We start from the raw sequence: 16,060 nt of genomic DNA, 5'->3' as shown, positions 1-16,060 counted from the left end.
TGCGTTCAACTGGTATCCGCTGTTTGCCGTGCCGGTTTCGTTTGCCGCGGCCGCGGTCGTGGGTATCGTGCTGGAACGGGTGGTGTTGAAACATCTCTACGGACGTCCGCTCGAAACGCTGCTGACCACGTTCGGCATCAGCCTGATCCTGATTCAGGCAACGCGCACGATCTTCGGCGCGCAGAACGTGCAGGTGACGAACCCGTCGTGGATGAGCGGCGGCGTGTCCATCATGCAGAACCTGATCCTGCCTTATAACCGTCTCACCATTCTCGGCTTCTCGTTGGTCGTCGTGCTGCTCGCCTGGGTCGTGCTGACCAAGACGCGCCTCGGCCTCTTCGTGCGCGCCGTCACGCAGAACCGGCGCATGGCAGCGTGTGTCGGCGTGAAGACGGCACGTGTCGATTCGTATGCGTTCGCGTTCGGCGCGGGCATTGCCGGATTGGGTGGATGCGCGCTGTCGCAAATCGGCAATATCGGACCTGACCTGGGGCAGAGCTACATCATCGATTCATTCATGACGGTCGTGCTCGGCGGCGTCGGACAACTGGCGGGTACGGTTATCGGCGGCTTCGGGCTCGGGCTTGTCAGCAAGACGATCGAGCCGTTCTGGGGCGCGGTGCTCGCTAAAATCGCGGTGCTCGTGCTGATCGTGTTGTTCATCCAGAAGCGTCCTCAGGGCATGTTTGCACTGAAGGGCCGAAGCGCCGAGGTTTGAGATGAATACACCCAACGTCTCCGCGAATCTCGATGTCGCGCCACAACCCGACGATCAGGCGAAGCGCGAAGGCTTCGCCTTGGGCCTGCCGCCGCGCGCCGCCCTCTTGCCGCGCAGCGGCTGGGTTGCGCTGATCGCATTCATCATTGCAATGGGCATCTGCGTGCCCATCGCCGCGTTGGTACTTCCCGAGTCGAGCGCGTTCCACCTCAGCGCTTATTCGATGACGCTCATCGGCAAGCTCATGTGCTACGCGATCGGCGCGCTGGCACTCGATCTCGTGTGGGGTTATTGCGGCATCCTGAGTCTCGGGCACGCGCTCTTCTTCGCGCTCGGCGGCTACGCCATGGGCATGTACCTGATGCGCTCCATTGGACGGGAAGGGAATTATCAGAGCGACCTGCCCGACTTCATGGTGTTCCTCGACTGGCACAAGTTGCCTTGGTACTGGCAAGGCACCGAGCACCTCTGGTACGCGTTGTTGCTGGTGATCGTGGTGCCGGGCGTGCTGGCGTGGGTGTTCGGATTCTTCACCTTCCGCTCGCGCGTGAAGGGCGTGTATCTCTCGATCATCACGCAAGCCATGACCTTCGCCGCGATGCTGCTGTTCTATCGCAACGAAACAGGATTCGGCGGCAACAACGGCTTCACCGACTTCAAGCGCATTGCGGGATTTCCGATCACCGCGGCAAGCACGCGGACCGTGCTGTTCCTGATGACGCTCGGCGTGCTGATCCTCGCGTTTATCGCGGCGCGGGCGATTGTCACGTCGAAGCTCGGACGCGTCGTAACCGGTGTACGCGATGGCGAAGCGCGGCTGATGTTCCTGGGCTATAGCCCGCTCGCGTACAAGCTCTTCATCTGGACCGTGTCCGCCGTGTTGTGCGGCATCGCGGGCGCGTTGTATGTACCGCAAGTCGGCATCATCAACCCGAATGAAATGTCGCCGGGGAATTCCATCGAGATGGCGATCTGGGTGGCCGTTGGCGGACGCGGAACGTTGATTGGACCAATCATCGGCGCGTTTGCGGTGAATGGCGCGAAGAGCTTTTTTACGGCGAACTTTCCTGAGTATTGGCTGTTCTTTCTGGGCCTGATCTTCACGCTCGTGCCCTTGTTGCTGCCAAGCGGAATCATGGGTCTTATCGACATGGCGATGCGCAAGAAGAAAGCCGGAGGGCATTCACATTGATCACCTCATTGACCTCACCTAACGCATACAACGCCTTGATCGTGGACCTGCCGCCCTTACCCGAACTCAACGAGCGTAACCAGAACGGCATCACCGGCCTGGGCCATGTGCTGGATCCGGGCGCTATCGACGTATCGCACGGCACGATTCTTTATCTCGAAGACGTGACCGTGAGCTTCGATGGTTTTCGCGCGCTGAACAAGCTGACGTTGTCTATCGACGTCGGCGAACTGCGCTGCGTGATCGGCCCGAACGGCGCGGGCAAGACCACGATGATGGACGTCGTCACCGGAAAAACTCGTCCGGATTCGGGCAAGGTGTTCCTCGGGCAAACGTTCGATCTGTCGCGCATGTCGGAGCCGGTGATTGCGCGCACGGGTATTGGGCGCAAGTTCCAGAAGCCCACCGTGTTCGAGAATCATCCGGTCTGGGAAAACCTCGAACTCGCGATGAAAACCGACAAGGGATGGCTTGCGTCACTCAGGTCGAAGCTGGATCGCGAGGCGCAGGCGCGCATTGAAGAAACGCTGGAATTGATCCATCTCGAAGCCGACGCCACGCGTTTCGCCGGCGAGTTGTCGCACGGCCAGAAGCAGCGTCTGGAAATCGGCATGCTGCTGATGCAGCAACCCGCCCTGCTTCTGCTCGATGAACCCGCCGCCGGCATGACGGATCACGAGACCATGCAGCTCGCCGAGTTGCTCAACAAGCTGCGCGGCACCTGTTCGATGATGGTCGTCGAGCACGACATGGAATTCGTCGCGGCGCTGTCCGGCGAAACAGGCCGCGTGACGGTGATGGCAGAAGGCAGCGTCCTCGCGCATGGCACGCTCGACGAAGTGAAGCGCAACGAGAAAGTGATCGAGTCGTACCTCGGCCGCTAATTTGGCCAACACGGGAATCCAGAAATGCTCGAAGTCGATTCACTCAACCAGTTCTACGGCGGCAGCCACATCCTTCGCGATGTGAAGATGACCGTGCCCGATGGAAAACTCACCGTATTGCTTGGCCGCAACGGCGTGGGCAAGACTACTTTGCTGCGCTGCCTGATGGGCGTCGTCCCCACGAAAAGCGGCACGATTTCATGGCGCGGCGCGAAGATTTCATCCATGCCGACTTACAAGCGCGTATCGAGCGGTCTTGCTTATGTGCCGCAAGGACGCGATATCTTCGGGCGGCTGACGGTCGAGGAAAACCTTCTGGTGGGCGCGGCGAGCCGCAAGTCGCCATCGAAAGTACCGGACCGGATCTACGAGCTTTTTCCCGTGCTCAAAGAGATGAAGCATCGGCGCGGCGGGGATTTGTCGGGCGGCCAGCAGCAACAGCTAGCGATTGGCCGCGCGCTGATGAGCGAACCGCAACTGCTGATTCTCGATGAACCCACCGAGGGCATTCAGCCATCGATCATTCAGGATATCGGGCGCACGTTGCGCCAACTCGTCGATGAAATGGGCATGACCGTGTTGCTCGTCGAGCAGTACTACGACTTCGCACGCGAACTCGCCGACCGGTATTGGGTAATGAGCCGCGGCGAGATTGTCGCGGGTGGCGCGGGCGCGGATATGGAAGCGCAAGGCGTGCGGGAGTTGATCGCTGTCTGACGCACGCCGTAACATGGCGGCTCGTCCCGATCTTTGACGCCTTATGCATCACGAACCTATCGCTGCACTCTTGCCCTTGCCCGACGCTGATGAATGGCATGGCAAACTCGAACTTGGCTTCACGCAACAGTCGCCGGCGCGTACGGCGCTTACGCATCGCAGGCATGTTGGCCCATTGCGCATGCAGCGCGCGCTGTACCCGGAAGGCGATGCCATCTGCCACGCGGTGATCGTGCATCCGCCGGGCGGTGTGGCGGGCGGTGACCGGCTGGCTATCGATATCGATCTGGCCGCGCAAACGCACGCTGTCATCACCACGCCCGGCGCGACCAAGTGGTACAAGGCGAACGGCAAGCTCGCCACGCAGCGCATCAACATCCATGTTGGCGCGAACGCGAAGCTCGACTGGCTGCCGCAGAACAACATTGTGTTCGAGTCGTCGAATGTGGCGCTGGATTTCACGCTGACGCTGGATGAGACCGCCACGGCTATCGGCTGGGACGCAATGCAGCTGGGCCGTCAGGCAGCGGGCGAACGATGGTCCGAGGGAAAGCTCGCCTCGATTGCCCGCATCAAGGACAACACAGGCCGGCTGCGATGGTTCGAACGCACGCTGCTCACGGCCGACGACCCGCTGCGCAAGGCGCCGCAAGGGCTCGCCGGTTTTCCTGCTTACGGCACGCTCTGGGCAATCGGCCCCGCTTGCGACGACGCGCTGGCGGAATCCATCGCCGCAAATCTCCCCTTCAACGACACCGTCCGCGCCGCCGTGTCTTGCGTGACGCCGGGCGTTCTGATCGTGCGCGCCGCGAGCCATTCCATGGAGCCGCTACAGCTTTTGATGACGCAATGCTGGTCAACGTTGCGTCCGATCATTCACGGTATCGATGCAAAACCGTTGCGGCTTTGGACTACGTAGCCGGGTAAGTACGCACAAAACTGGCACCACGAGAGCGCATAAAAAAGCCCATAATTTGTGCATCACTCAAACACGTACGACGCACAGCCTTTACCATCAAGGCGCAAACCCGGTGGCACGACTCTCGCTTAAACACCTTTCCGACGAGTGCATCCAATAGACGATACGCACCGCGCCACACAGCCTCAAGGAAAGCAGACAAATGACCAGCACGCTTCGCCGCACCGCCCTTCGGTTCGCATTCAGCACGCTCGCCTCCGCCCTTCTCGCCATTCCGGCGCTCGCCCTGACCTCGAACACCGCTCACGCCGACGCGCTCGACTCCATCACGAAAGCCGGCACGCTCAAAGTCGCGGTGCCGGAAGATTACCCGCCGTTCGGCGCGGTCGGCGGGGACATGAAACCGCAGGGCTACGACATCGATATGGCAGCGCTGCTCGCCAAATCGCTGGGCGTGAAGCTGGAACTGGTTCCGGTGAACAGCGCGAACCGCGTCCCGTACCTGACGACGAACAAAGTGGATCTCGTGATTTCGTCGCTGGGCAAAACGCCGGATCGCGAGAAGGTCATGGACTTTTCCGCCGCATACGCGCCGTACTTCCAAGGCGTATTCGGTCCCGCCGATATCAAGGTCACCGGCCCGGCCGACCTGAACGGCAAGACCGTCGGCGCGACCCGTGGCGCGCTCGAAGAAATCGCGCTGACGCAAATGGCGCCGACCGCAAATATCAAGCGCTTCGAGGATAACAACGCGACCATCCAGGCGTTTCTCTCGGGTCAGGTCCAGTTGATCGCGGCGGGCAACATCGTGGCGGCGGCGATCCTCGCGAAGAATCCGCCGCGCCGTCCGGAACCGAAATTCGTGATCAAGAACTCGCCATGTTTCGTCGGCATGAACAAGAACGAACCGCGCCTGCTCGCGAAGGTGGATGCCGCCATTGCCCAGTCGAAGAAGGACGGCACGCTCGAAGCCATGTCGCAAAAGTGGTTCAAGGCGCCGCTGCCGGCCGGTCTGTGAAGTCTGAAATCTCGCTCGATCATCTGAAATAAAACAACAAGGCGCCGGTCAATGGCATATCAACTTCAGTTCGGCGACCTCGGGCAGTACGCCGGCATGTTCGTGAGCGGCGCGGCGGTCACGCTGGGGCTTACCGCTGTATCGACGGTGCTCGGCCTCACGGTCGGCATCCTCGGTGCGGCGGGCAAAGGCAGCAAATATCCGGCGCTGCGCTCGTTCGTGGGCGGCTATGTGGAGGCAATCAGAAATACGCCGTTCATCGTCCAGTTGTTCTTTGTGTTCTTCGGGCTGCCGGCGCTGGGAATCCGCATCGATGAATACGTCGCGGCCGTCCTGGCAATGACGCTGAACCTCGGCGCGTATTCGGTCGAGATCATCCGCTCGGGAATCGCGGCCGTGCCTAAAGGACATCTCGAAGCGGCGGCATCGCTTGCGATGACGCGCGGCGAGACCTTCCGGCACGTGGTCCTGCCGCAAGCCATCGCCAAGGTGTTTCCGGCGCTGACCAGCCAGATCGTGATCACGATGCTCGGCTCTGCGGTCGTATCGCAGATATCGGTGTCTGATTTGACGTACGCGGCGAGCTACATCCAGTCGCGCAATTTCCGCGCGTTCGAAACCTACTTCCTGATCACCGCGATGTACCTCGTGATGGCGATCATCCTGCGCTTTCTGCTCAACGAAGCCGGCAGGCGCATGTTCGCCCGCAACATGCGAGGCGCGCGATGATCGAATTCACCTTCGAACAGATCCTCACCAACTTGCTGCTCGCGGCGCGCTGGACGATCGTGCTCTCGATCGTCTCGTTCGTGGCGGGCGGGATCGTGGGCTTCGTGCTGCTGGTGATGCGCGTATCGAGTTCGCGCGTGTTGCGGACGATCGTGAAGGTCTACATCGAGATCTTCCAGGGCACGCCGCTCCTGATGCAACTGTTCCTCGTGTTCTTCGGCCTGCCGTTGCTCGGCGTTGAAGTTCAACCCTGGATCGCGGCAACGGTCGGACTCACGCTGTTCACGAGCGCGTATCTCGCCGAAATATGGCGCGGCTGCGTGGAAGCGGTTCCCAAGGGTCAATGGGAAGCATCGTCGAGCCTTGCGATGAACTACTTCGAGCAACTGCGTCACGTGATCATTCCGCAAGCCACGCGCATCGCCATTGGCCCGACGGTCGGTTTCGGCGTACAGGCCGTGAAGGACACGGCGCTCGTCTCGATCATCGGCTTCACCGAACTCACCAAGGCGGGCACGATGATTTCGAACGCGACCTTCCGGCCGTTCGTGGTCTACGGTCTCGTTGCGGTGATCTACTTCGTGATCTGTTATCCGCTTACCCGTTACGCGCGCACGCTCGAAAGGAAATGGAATGCCGCTCGTTGAAACTCAAAACCTCAAGAAGCAATTCGGCACGAACCAGGTCCTGAAGGGCATCGATTTTTCGGTGGAACCGGGACAGGTGGTGGCGATCATCGGGCGCAGCGGCTCTGGCAAGAGCACCTTGCTGCGGACCTTGAACGGACTGGAAAGCATCGACGAAGGATCGATTGAAATCGACGGCGAACACATCGATGCTCGTCACGCCGACCTGCGCGCGTTGCGCCTGAAAGTGGGCATGGTGTTCCAGCAGTACAACCTGTTTCCGCATCTGACCGCAGGTCAGAACGTGATGCTCGCGCAGACGGTGGTCAAGAAAGTCCACAAGGCAAAGGCACGCGCCACCGCCGAGCAGGTGCTAGAACGCGTTGGTCTCGCCGATAAGTTCAATTCCTATCCTGAGCAACTATCGGGCGGACAACAGCAACGTGTGGCAATCGCACGCGCGCTGGCGATGAAACCCACCGTTCTTCTCTGCGATGAAATCACGTCAGCGCTCGACCCCGAGCTCGTGGGCGAAGTGCTGGCCGTGGTCGAAAGCCTCGCCGCCGATGGCATGACGCTCATCATGGTCACGCACGAGATGCGTTTTGCACGGCGGGTATCGAACAAGGTCGTGTTCATGCATCAGGGGCGCGTGTGGGAAAGCGGCACGCCGGAAGAGATTTTCGAGCGGCCGACGACCGTCGAACTCCGCAAGTTCATACAATGAAATCGTAGGGAAGCGATGCTAGGATTCTTCAAAAATCGCGTCCTGACTAAAACACGTCCAAGCCATGAAGCTAACTCACCGCGAAAAAGACAAGCTGCTGATCTTCACCGCCGCATTGCTGGCCGAACGCCGCCGTGCACGCGGGTTGAAACTTAATTACCCGGAAGCCGTCGCCTTTATCTCGGCGGCATTGATGGAAGCGGCGCGCGACGGCCGCACGGTCGCCGACGTCATGCACTACGGCACCACCCTGCTCACGCGCGATGACGTCATGGACGGCGTGGCGGAAATGATCCCCGACATCCAGATAGAAGCCACCTTCCCCGACGGCACCAAGCTCGTGACCGTTCACCATCCGATCCCCTGATTCCCTGAAGGAGCCGCGCATGATCCCGGGCGAATATCTCATCGACGATGGTGAGCACGAACTCAACGCGGGCCGCGAGACGGTGTCCGTGACGGTATCGAATACTGGCGACCGGCCCGTGCAGGTCGGCTCGCATTTTCATTTCTTCGAAGTCAATACGGCGCTCACGTTCGAACGCGCTAAGGCGCGCGGCTTCCGGCTGAACATTGCGTCAGGTACGGCAGTGCGCTTCGAGCCGGGCCAGGAACGCACGGTCGAACTCGTGGCGCTTGCCGGCGACCGCAAGGTGTTTGGCTTTAACGGCCTCGTGATGGGTCCGCTTTGATCTCTACTTCAGGATTATTGAAATGACGCTACGCATCGGACGCCGCGCCTACGCGGAGATGTTCGGCCCGACCACCGGCGACCGCGTGCGTCTCGCCGATACCGACCTGCTGATCGAAGTCGAACGCGACTTCACCACCTATGGCGAAGAGGTGAAATTCGGCGGCGGCAAGGTGATTCGCGACGGCATGGGCCAGTCGCAGCGCGTGCATGCCGAAGTCGTGGATACGGTCGTGACGAACGCGCTGATCCTCGACTACTGGGGCATCGTGAAGGCGGATATCGGCATCAAGGATGGACGAGTGTTTGCCATCGGCAAGGCGGGTAATCCGGATATCCAGCCGGGCGTGACGATTGCGATCGGCGCCGCCACTGAAGTGATCGCAGGCGAAGGGATGATCGTGACGGCGGGCGGTATCGACTCGCATATTCACTTCATCAGCCCGCAACAAATCGATGAAGCGCTGGCCTCGGGCGTGACGACCATGCTCGGCGGCGGCACGGGTCCCGCGACCGGCACGAACGCAACCACGTGCACGCCAGGTCCGTGGCACCTGGAACGCATGCTGCAAGCCGCCGATGGCTGGCCGGTCAACCTCGGCTTTCTCGGCAAGGGGAACGTGAGCTTGCCCGCGCCTGCCATCGAACAGATCAAGGCCGGCGCGATCGGGCTGAAGCTGCACGAGGACTGGGGCACGACACCCGCGGCCATCGACAACTGTTTATCCGTTGCCGACGATACCGATACGCAAGTCGCCATCCACACGGACACGCTGAACGAAGCAGGGTTCGTGGAGACGACCGTCGCTGCTTTCAAGGGCCGCACGATCCACACGTATCACACCGAAGGCGCGGGCGGCGGCCATGCGCCGGACATCATCAAGGTCTGCGGCGAGTCGAACGTGCTGCCTTCCTCGACGAATCCTACGCGGCCGTACACCATCAACACGCTCGATGAACACCTCGACATGCTGATGGTCTGCCATCACCTTGATCCATCCATTGCGGAAGATATCGCGTTCGCCGAATCGCGCATTCGCCGGGAGACCATCGCCGCCGAGGACATCCTTCACGACCTGGGCGCGTTGTCCATGCTGTCGTCGGATTCACAAGCAATGGGCCGGGTCGGCGAAGTCGTCATGCGCACGTGGCAGACCGCGCACAAGATGAAAACGCAACGCGGCGCGCTGCCCGAAGACAACGCGCGCAACGATAATTTCCGCGCGAAACGCTACGTCGCCAAGTACACCATCAACCCGGCGATCACGCATGGCATCGCGCATGAAGTGGGTTCCATCGAAGCGGGGAAATGGGCCGATCTCGTGTTCTGGGAACCGGCGTTCTTCGGCGTGAAACCCGCGATGATCTTGAAGGGCGGCATGATCGCCGTCGCGCAGATGGGCGACCCGAACGCGTCGATCCCGACGCCGCAGCCGGTGCATTATCGCGAGATGTTCGCAACGCGCGGCGGGGCGCTGGGCAAGACATCACTGACCTTCGTCTCGCAGATGGCGCTGGATGACGGCATCGGTGAGAAGTACGGTCTGAAGAAACAGGTGGTCGCGGTGAAGAACTGCCGGAATATCTCGAAGGCCGACATGATTCACAATGCGTACAGGCCGTCGATCACCGTCGATCCCGAAACGTACCAGGTCGTAGCCGACGGCCAGTTGCTCACCTGCGAGCCGGCAACCGTCCTGCCGATGGCGCAGCGCTACTTCCTTTTCTGAGACCTCAATGCGCACGATCGACAAACGTATCGAAGCGAAACTGGCTGCGCCGCTGATCAAGCGCGCGCCGACGCTCACCCTCACCTTCGATGACCGCTGCAAAAGCCGCCTCGCTGCCACGCTGGACAACGGTGAGGAAGTGGCGCTGGTGCTGCCGCGCGGCACGGTGCTGCGCGACGGCGATATCCTCGTTGCCGACGATGGCGGTCTGGTTCGCGTGATCGCCGCTCCGCAAGACGTGCTGGTGGTTCACGCGCACGACCCGGTCACGCTCACGCGTGCCGCATATCACTTGGGCAATCGCCACACGCCGGTGGAAGTGGCAGCCGGACAATTGAAACTGGAAGCCGATCCGGTGCTGGAAGACATGTTGAAGCGCCTCGGCGCGCATGTGGATCACGCACTGACGCAGTTCCAGCCGGAAACGGGCGCGTATGGCGGCGGCCACAAGCACGGGCACGACGAAACGTTCGTGGAAGACTATGCGCTCGCGCAAAAGGTCTTCGACGAACATCATGGCCACTCGCACGATCACGCGCATGGGCACGACCACGATCACGGCCATGGCCACGATCACGGCGACCATTCGCAATGCTCGCACGGGCATGAAGGCCATGAAGGGCACGACCACGGTCATGCGCACCGCTGAACTCACGGCGCTTCTGCACCTGGCGTCGCCGGCGTTGCCTATCGGTGCGTTCAGTTATTCGCAGGGTCTGGAATCGGCGATAGAACATGGTTTTATCCACGATGGCGACAGCGCCCGCGACTGGATCGCAAGCGGCCTGACGAATGTGCTGGCGCGCGGCGAACTCCCGTTCCTCGCGCATCAGATGAACCGCTGGCTGACGCACGACGCCGCCGCACTCACGCAAGCCGACGAAGAATTCCTCGCCAGCCGTGAATCGGCGGAATTGCGCCGCGAGACGCAGCAAATGGGCTGGTCGCTTGCGCAGTTGTGCACGCAACTCGAATGGGGCGACGCCGCGCGCCTCGCCACGCTCAACGCGATCAAGCCGGTCTCGCAGCCAACGGCATTCGCGTTCGCCGCCTATGCCCACGATGCCGCGCCCGACGCCACCCTCGCCGCCTACGCCTTTGCGTGGGTGGAGAATCAGGCGGCAGCAGCGTTGAAAGCCGTGCCGCTCGGCCAGATCGCAGGGCAACGGATCATCGTGGCGCTGCGCGATCCCATCGAGACCGCAGTCCAGCGGGCGCTCGCGACCTCGCCCGACGAAATCAACACCTTTGCGCCGCAACTCGGCATTCTTTCCGCACGTCACGAGTCGCAATACTCGCGCTTATTCCGCTCCTAGCTCAAATCCATGAACGCACCTGTCTATTCCGCCGCGGCACGCCGCACCAAAAAACTGCCGCCGTTGCGCGTAGGCGTGGGCGGCCCGGTCGGCTCGGGCAAGACCACGCTGCTCGAAATGCTCTGCAAGGCGATGCGCGAAAAATACGACCTCGTCGCCATCACGAACGACATCTACACTAAAGAAGATCAGCGACTCCTCACGGTGGCGGGCGCGTTGCCGGCCGAACGCATCATGGGCGTGGAAACGGGCGGCTGCCCGCACACCGCCATTCGTGAAGACGCATCGATCAACCTGGAAGCCGTCGACCAGATGATCGAGCGCTTTCCGGACGCGGATATCGTGTTTATCGAATCGGGCGGAGACAATCTCGCGGCCACGTTCAGTCCGGAATTGTCGGACCTGACCATTTATGTAATCGATGTCGCCGGCGGAGAAAAAATCCCCCGTAAAGGCGGCCCGGGTATCACCAAATCCGACCTTCTGGTGATCAACAAGATCGATCTCGCGCCTTACGTGGGCGCAAATCTCGACATCATGGCCTCCGATGCCAAAAAGATGCGTGGCGAACGTCCTTTCGTGATGTGCAACCTGAAAGCGCTCGACGGGCTCGATCAGGTGGTGAGTTTTATCGAAAAGAAGGGATTGTTGAAGGTTTGAACCCCGGCATGGGCAAGTCCGGGACGCGGGGAAACTGCGTCGGGTATGTCGAGTGCGTTAGGATATTGCCTTCATTATTCCTATGGCCGTAGCCAGCAACTGGGAGAATTCCGATCGACAGTCCCGCCGACACCGCCGTGATACTGGAACGCGCTTCCGTGGCCTCTTCCGCGCCTGCCAAGGCCGCAGAACAGTCTTCGGGCCGCGTTTCCGTGCTGTTTCATGTCGCGGATTTCAACGACGGCGGCATCGAGACTTCGCTGATGCAATGGCTACGCATCTTCGAGCGCGCCCGCTATGCGGTGACGCTCTCGGTGATGTTCACATCGCCTGCGTTCGAGCAGCGATTTCGCGCGCAGATTCCGCCGGATGTAGCCGTCGAGATCCTGACCGACAAACCCTGGCTCAATACCTTTCAAAAGCGCCGCTACGCGCATACGCTCAGCAAGCTTGGCCGCGTCGGGCGCGATGTGTTCAACACGCTCGCCGTGCGTCCGTACGTGAAAGCGCGCGTGGCCGAGTTGGCGCAGCGTAACGACATCATCATCGACTTCGACATGTCCTTGCGCCGGCTTGCCGGCCGCTTCGGCACGGCATGGCTTGGGGTGAATCACTTCAGCTTCGATGCCCGGCTCGGCGGCCGGCGCCGGAAAATGAAGCGCATGCTGGCCCAATACGGCCGCTACGACGGCATTGCGGCGCTGAACCGGCACATGGCTGAAGAAGCGACCGCGCTCTTCGACGGACATCTGCGCAACGTGTTCGTGCTGCCGAACGCCATCGATATCGACCGGATTCGCGAGAACGCCGCCGCTCGGGAAACGCCGCCATGTCCCGGGCCGTACATTGTTTCGGTGGCGCGGCTCGATGAGATCCAGAAGGATCACCGCACCTTGCTGCGTGCGTATGCGCGCCTTGCCGCGACCCATGAAGGCGCGCTGAAGGAAGACCTCGTGATCGTGGGCGATGGCGGCTTTCGCGCCGAGCTGGAAGCGCTCGCGGCTGAGCTGGGCGTGGGGGAACGCGTGCACTTCACGGGGTATCGGAACAATCCGCACGCGGTGGTCGCGGGCGCGAGCGCGCTGGTGCTGAGTTCGCGCTACGAAGGCATGCCGATGGTCCTGCTCGAGGCGCTGGCGCTCGGAAAACCGGTGATTTCCACCGATTGCCCGACAGGACCACGCGAGATTCTCGACGATGGCAAGTTCGGCTTGCTGGTTCCCATCGGCGATGTGGACGCGATGGCGCTGGCGATGTCGCGTCTGCTGCTGGACGACACGCTACGCGATGGCTTCATGCGCGCGGCGTCGGGGCGCGCGCGGGACTACGGGCTCGAAGCCAGCAACAAGCGGTTTGTGGCGTGTCTCGAGCGGTTGCTGGCGGGAAGGCGTTAGCCCCGGCGTCAGCCTCGGCGTCAGCAACCGCCGGCTCGTGCTTCACGCCGGATCGTGTATTGAAAAGCCGTTTCCTGCTTCCTCGGCATTTGCCCGCAACAACACCCCCAACGCATCCACCGTCCTCGCCGTCGCTCCGCGATGCTTCGCCGCGAATGCCGATGCCGCCGCGCTCATTGCCAGGCGGCGGGGTTTATCGGTGAAAAGATCGCGCAGGCCACGCGCCAGTGCTGCCGGGTCGCTGACACGCAACGCCGCGCCTTCCGCGATCGCATCGTTGGTCGCCTGCGTGAAGTTGAACGTATGCGGCCCAATCAACACCGGCACCCCCGCTGCACACGCTTCGATCAAATTCTGCCCGCCCAACGGCAGCAAACTCCCGCCAATAAACGCCACATCCGACGCCGCGTAATACGCGCCCAGCTCGCCCATTGAATCGCCGAGCAGGACGTTGACATCCAAAGGCAAAGGCGGCGCGGCATCGATACCCGATCCGGCCGCGGTCGCCCGTCCCGCCCACGTCGAGCGCCGGGCCTGGGTCAGCGCAGCGCCGTTGATCAGTGCGGCGACTTCATCGAACCGTTGGGGATGGCGCGGCACCAGAATCAGCAACGCATCGGGCACGTGGTTTCGCAGCGCGGTGAACGCCTGCAGGACCAGCGCCTCCTCGCCTTCGCGCGTGCTCGCCGCCACCCAGACCGGGCGGCCGCCCATCGCCGCGCGCCACGCATGGCCGCGTGCGGCGAGTTCGGGCGGTGCGGACATATCGAACTTGAGGTTGCCGAGCACCGCGATGTTGCGCGCACCCAGCGCGCCGAGGCGTTCGGCGTCGGAAGAAGTCTGGGCCAGAACCCGCGTGAAACCGCCGAACACTTCGCGCGTTGCGTTGCCGAATTTCGCCGCGCGCTTGAACGAACGCGCCGACATCCGCGCGTTCGTCAGCACCAGTGGAACGCCGGCGTGCTTGCACTCATCGATGAGCGTCGGCCAGACCTCCGTCTCCATCACGATGCCAATCGATGGCCGCCACGCGCGCAAAAACCGCCGCACGAGCGACGGGGAGTCATAGGGAAGATAACTGCGCGATACACGCTCGCCGAACAACTGCTCGCCGGTTGCGCGACCGCTCGGCGTCATGTGCGTGAGGAGAATGCGGGCGTCGGGAAACGCGCGCTGCAACGCTTCGATCAATGGTTGCGCCGCGCGTGTCTCGCCCACCGATACCGCGTGAACCCAGATCAGCGGCGAAAGATCGTCGCCACGACGCGCGGGGCCAAAACCAAACCGCTCGCCAATATGCTCGCGATACCCACGCTCCCGCCGCGACCGGATCAAAAGCCGCAGTACGGCAAGCGGCGCGACGATCCACCATAGCGCGCGATACACGAGCCTCAGCATCGGCGCTCCGTCGAGGACTGAAGCCGGGCGGCGCTCAAACCAGCGCCCTTCCCTTCAGGCGCTGCAAGATGCCGAGCGGCGCGCATTCAGGCTGCACCATCGCGTTCACCGGAAGGAAGAAGGTTTGCTCCATCATGTACTGGCCGGCCATTACGGCGTGCGAGGTTTGATCGGAGAAACATACCCAGACGCAGCCGGGCGGAAACGGCATTTCCTGCTGCGGCGATGTCTTTTGATAACCAAGGTCCGCTTTCATTGAATCGTGCAGATGAAGCATCAGGTGATCGTATTCGCTGCGAGGTGTCTTGGTGATTTTCAGCAGGTTCATGAGCCACGCGGAGCCGGGAACCGGCGATTTTATCGATGGCAAAAAGCGCTTTGCCATGTCTTCGAACGGCTCGCCGACCCGCCACACGCGCGGGGCGCCATCCGGATTCACGTTCGTGAACACGCGCAGGATGCGCTCGCCGTAATTGGGCCGCGACGGGAAGGCATCGACGTGAAGACGGCTGTCGTCCTTGCGCCACGACGTCTCGCGCGTTTCCACCTGGTGCAGCCGCAGACTTGTCGGCGCCACGCGCAGCTTGCCGCGATATTCGGGAAAAAGGCCATCCACGAGCGAGCGCGCGTTCGCCTGATAGCGCGCGACCAGCGCACGCACGGCGGATTGCGTGACGGCGTCGCCGAGCACGCCGACGAGCGCGCCGCCGTTGGGCGCGAGGCTGATGTTCTTGCGTTGTGGATCGGCGACCTTGGGGTCGAGCAGCGCGCGCTCGCCACCTTCGATCGCAAACGCCAGGTTTGGAAAGTACAGCACCTTGCCGCGTTCGACACCGGCCAGCAGCGCTTCGCGCGGCACGGAGAGCTGTTGGCCCTGCCAGTCGGCGGAAACGACTTCGATGATTTGAGATTCGGTCATGAGCCTTCGATTGTTTGGATGAGCGAGGGAACGGTCAAGCTGGAAACGCGCTTCCGTTCGACGAGCGAGCCGCATTTTCGCTCAAACCGGCCGCAAAACTCGCTGCATGAAACGTCAGAGCTTGATGGGCCTCAAAGGAGCTGCCTTCAATGCCAACAAGGCAAACGCTTCGGGGCAACGTATCACGGCGACGTTTCAACGCGCGCTTTACAGCAACCCGAACCCTGCGAGCGTCGCCTTGACTTGCTGCAAGGTCGGATGCTGGGAGGCGCTGCCGAGATTCACCACGCGCGGCGACCAGTAGCCGCCTGTGCGCCACGCGGTCGAGAAATTGTACAGCTCGATGGTCGGCCGCTTGAGCGCCGCCGCGATGTGCACGAGTCCGGTGTCCACGCCGACCGTGGCTGCGGCGCCATCGATCA

Annotated in this window: 19 protein-coding genes; 16 read left to right on the top strand and 3 right to left on the bottom strand. The window is 61.9% G+C overall.

The features are described 5' to 3' along the window. The 16 genes from urtB to ACFFAR_RS08415 form a co-directional block, all read left to right on the top strand. The coding region (gene urtB / locus ACFFAR_RS08490; protein ID WP_375507744.1) for an urea ABC transporter permease subunit UrtB at positions 1-718 on the top strand (718 nt) is incomplete at its 5' end. 1 nt (position 719) lies between these two features. Then, positions 720-1,910: an urea ABC transporter permease subunit UrtC gene (gene urtC / locus ACFFAR_RS08485; protein ID WP_174364505.1), complete on the top strand. Its 1,191-nt coding sequence runs from the start codon at positions 720-722 to the stop codon at positions 1,908-1,910. Positions 1,911-1,999: 89 nt separating this feature from the next. Continuing rightward, positions 2,000-2,794: an urea ABC transporter ATP-binding protein UrtD gene (gene urtD, locus ACFFAR_RS08480; RefSeq protein WP_231941382.1), complete on the top strand. Its 795-nt coding sequence runs from the start codon at positions 2,000-2,002 to the stop codon at positions 2,792-2,794. A 24-nt stretch (positions 2,795-2,818) separates the two neighbouring features. Then, the gene (urtE, locus tag ACFFAR_RS08475) at positions 2,819-3,511 is read left to right on the top strand and encodes an urea ABC transporter ATP-binding subunit UrtE (protein ID WP_062000057.1); all 693 of its coding nucleotides are present in this window, start codon (positions 2,819-2,821) and stop codon (positions 3,509-3,511) included. A 43-nt stretch (positions 3,512-3,554) separates the two neighbouring features. After that, positions 3,555-4,430 carry an urease accessory protein UreD gene (locus ACFFAR_RS08470; RefSeq protein WP_174364504.1) on the top strand — a complete coding sequence of 292 codons (876 nt, stop codon included), beginning with the start codon at positions 3,555-3,557 and terminating at the stop codon, positions 4,428-4,430. Positions 4,431-4,632: 202 nt separating this feature from the next. After that, positions 4,633-5,448 carry a transporter substrate-binding domain-containing protein gene (locus ACFFAR_RS08465; protein ID WP_062167396.1) on the top strand — a complete coding sequence of 272 codons (816 nt, stop codon included), beginning with the start codon at positions 4,633-4,635 and terminating at the stop codon, positions 5,446-5,448. Between the two features lie 51 nt (positions 5,449-5,499). Further along, the gene (locus ACFFAR_RS08460) at positions 5,500-6,177 is read left to right on the top strand and encodes an amino acid ABC transporter permease (RefSeq protein WP_062000060.1); all 678 of its coding nucleotides are present in this window, start codon (positions 5,500-5,502) and stop codon (positions 6,175-6,177) included. Continuing rightward, positions 6,174-6,824, top strand: a complete 651-nt coding sequence (locus ACFFAR_RS08455; RefSeq protein ID WP_062000061.1) for an amino acid ABC transporter permease — start codon at positions 6,174-6,176, stop codon at positions 6,822-6,824. Before ACFFAR_RS08460 ends, ACFFAR_RS08455 begins: the two co-directional genes overlap by 4 nt. Further along, complete coding sequence (locus tag ACFFAR_RS08450) at positions 6,811-7,530, top strand: amino acid ABC transporter ATP-binding protein (protein WP_075358870.1); 720 nt, start codon at positions 6,811-6,813, stop codon at positions 7,528-7,530. The genes ACFFAR_RS08455 and ACFFAR_RS08450 overlap by 14 nt, the downstream gene beginning before the upstream one ends. A gap of 64 nt (positions 7,531-7,594) precedes the next feature. Then, the gene (gene ureA, locus ACFFAR_RS08445) at positions 7,595-7,897 is read left to right on the top strand and encodes an urease subunit gamma (protein WP_062000063.1); all 303 of its coding nucleotides are present in this window, start codon (positions 7,595-7,597) and stop codon (positions 7,895-7,897) included. Positions 7,898-7,916: 19 nt separating this feature from the next. Then, positions 7,917-8,222: an urease subunit beta gene (locus ACFFAR_RS08440; RefSeq protein WP_062000064.1), complete on the top strand. Its 306-nt coding sequence runs from the start codon at positions 7,917-7,919 to the stop codon at positions 8,220-8,222. Positions 8,223-8,244: 22 nt separating this feature from the next. Further along, positions 8,245-9,951, top strand: a complete 1,707-nt coding sequence (gene ureC / locus ACFFAR_RS08435) for an urease subunit alpha (RefSeq protein WP_075358873.1) — start codon at positions 8,245-8,247, stop codon at positions 9,949-9,951. A gap of 7 nt (positions 9,952-9,958) precedes the next feature. Beyond that, a complete protein-coding gene (gene ureE / locus ACFFAR_RS08430) occupies positions 9,959-10,600 on the top strand; it encodes an urease accessory protein UreE (protein ID WP_375507743.1) in 642 nt (213 codons plus the stop codon). Then, positions 10,587-11,267, top strand: a complete 681-nt coding sequence (locus ACFFAR_RS08425; protein WP_062000948.1) for an urease accessory protein UreF — start codon at positions 10,587-10,589, stop codon at positions 11,265-11,267. The genes ureE and ACFFAR_RS08425 overlap by 14 nt, the downstream gene beginning before the upstream one ends. Positions 11,268-11,276: 9 nt before the next feature. Then, positions 11,277-11,927, top strand: a complete 651-nt coding sequence (gene ureG, locus ACFFAR_RS08420) for an urease accessory protein UreG (protein ID WP_062000067.1) — start codon at positions 11,277-11,279, stop codon at positions 11,925-11,927. A 212-nt stretch (positions 11,928-12,139) separates the two neighbouring features. Continuing rightward, positions 12,140-13,321, top strand: a complete 1,182-nt coding sequence (locus ACFFAR_RS08415) for a glycosyltransferase (RefSeq protein WP_375507745.1) — start codon at positions 12,140-12,142, stop codon at positions 13,319-13,321. A gap of 42 nt (positions 13,322-13,363) precedes the next feature. On the opposite strand, the gene waaA is transcribed toward ACFFAR_RS08415, so the two are convergent. The 3 genes from waaA to ACFFAR_RS08400 all read right to left on the bottom strand — a co-directional run. Continuing rightward, the gene (gene waaA / locus ACFFAR_RS08410; RefSeq protein ID WP_375507742.1) at positions 13,364-14,719 is read right to left on the bottom strand and encodes a lipid IV(A) 3-deoxy-D-manno-octulosonic acid transferase; all 1,356 of its coding nucleotides are present in this window, start codon (positions 14,717-14,719) and stop codon (positions 13,364-13,366) included. A 34-nt stretch (positions 14,720-14,753) separates the two neighbouring features. Beyond that, positions 14,754-15,638: a Kdo hydroxylase family protein gene (locus ACFFAR_RS08405; RefSeq protein WP_062000950.1), complete on the bottom strand. Its 885-nt coding sequence runs from the start codon at positions 15,636-15,638 to the stop codon at positions 14,754-14,756. A 207-nt stretch (positions 15,639-15,845) separates the two neighbouring features. Then, on the bottom strand, positions 15,846-16,060 hold a 215-nt coding region (locus ACFFAR_RS08400), incomplete at its 5' end, for a glycosyltransferase family 9 protein (RefSeq protein ID WP_375507741.1).

Origin of the sequence: uncultured Caballeronia sp. (assembly GCF_964243625.1) — a bacterium.
Lineage (GTDB): Bacteria > Pseudomonadota > Gammaproteobacteria > Burkholderiales > Burkholderiaceae > Caballeronia.
The sequence above is the reverse complement of the archived record's forward strand: the minus strand, read 5'-3'. Positions and strand labels throughout refer to the sequence as shown.

Bases quoted from the DNA above. Each gene is read 5' to 3' on its own strand.
- urtC (WP_174364505.1), top strand. From the start codon at position 720: ATGAATACACCCAACGTCTCCGCGAATCTCGATGTCGCGCCACAACCC.
- urtE (WP_062000057.1), top strand. From the start codon at position 2,819: ATGCTCGAAGTCGATTCACTCAACCAGTTCTACGGCGGCAGCCACATC.
- ACFFAR_RS08470 (WP_174364504.1), top strand. From the start codon at position 3,555: ATGCATCACGAACCTATCGCTGCACTCTTGCCCTTGCCCGACGCTGAT.
- ACFFAR_RS08465 (WP_062167396.1), top strand. From the start codon at position 4,633: ATGACCAGCACGCTTCGCCGCACCGCCCTTCGGTTCGCATTCAGCACG.
- ACFFAR_RS08460 (WP_062000060.1), top strand. From the start codon at position 5,500: ATGGCATATCAACTTCAGTTCGGCGACCTCGGGCAGTACGCCGGCATG.
- ACFFAR_RS08455 (WP_062000061.1), top strand. From the start codon at position 6,174: ATGATCGAATTCACCTTCGAACAGATCCTCACCAACTTGCTGCTCGCG.
- ACFFAR_RS08450 (WP_075358870.1), top strand. From the start codon at position 6,811: ATGCCGCTCGTTGAAACTCAAAACCTCAAGAAGCAATTCGGCACGAAC.
- ureA (WP_062000063.1), top strand. From the start codon at position 7,595: ATGAAGCTAACTCACCGCGAAAAAGACAAGCTGCTGATCTTCACCGCC.
- ACFFAR_RS08440 (WP_062000064.1), top strand. From the start codon at position 7,917: ATGATCCCGGGCGAATATCTCATCGACGATGGTGAGCACGAACTCAAC.
- ureC (WP_075358873.1), top strand. From the start codon at position 8,245: ATGACGCTACGCATCGGACGCCGCGCCTACGCGGAGATGTTCGGCCCG.
- ureE (WP_375507743.1), top strand. From the start codon at position 9,959: ATGCGCACGATCGACAAACGTATCGAAGCGAAACTGGCTGCGCCGCTG.
- ACFFAR_RS08425 (WP_062000948.1), top strand. From the start codon at position 10,587: ATGCGCACCGCTGAACTCACGGCGCTTCTGCACCTGGCGTCGCCGGCG.
- ureG (WP_062000067.1), top strand. From the start codon at position 11,277: ATGAACGCACCTGTCTATTCCGCCGCGGCACGCCGCACCAAAAAACTG.
- waaA (WP_375507742.1), bottom strand. From the start codon at position 14,719: ATGCTGAGGCTCGTGTATCGCGCGCTATGGTGGATCGTCGCGCCGCTT.
- ACFFAR_RS08405 (WP_062000950.1), bottom strand. From the start codon at position 15,638: ATGACCGAATCTCAAATCATCGAAGTCGTTTCCGCCGACTGGCAGGGC.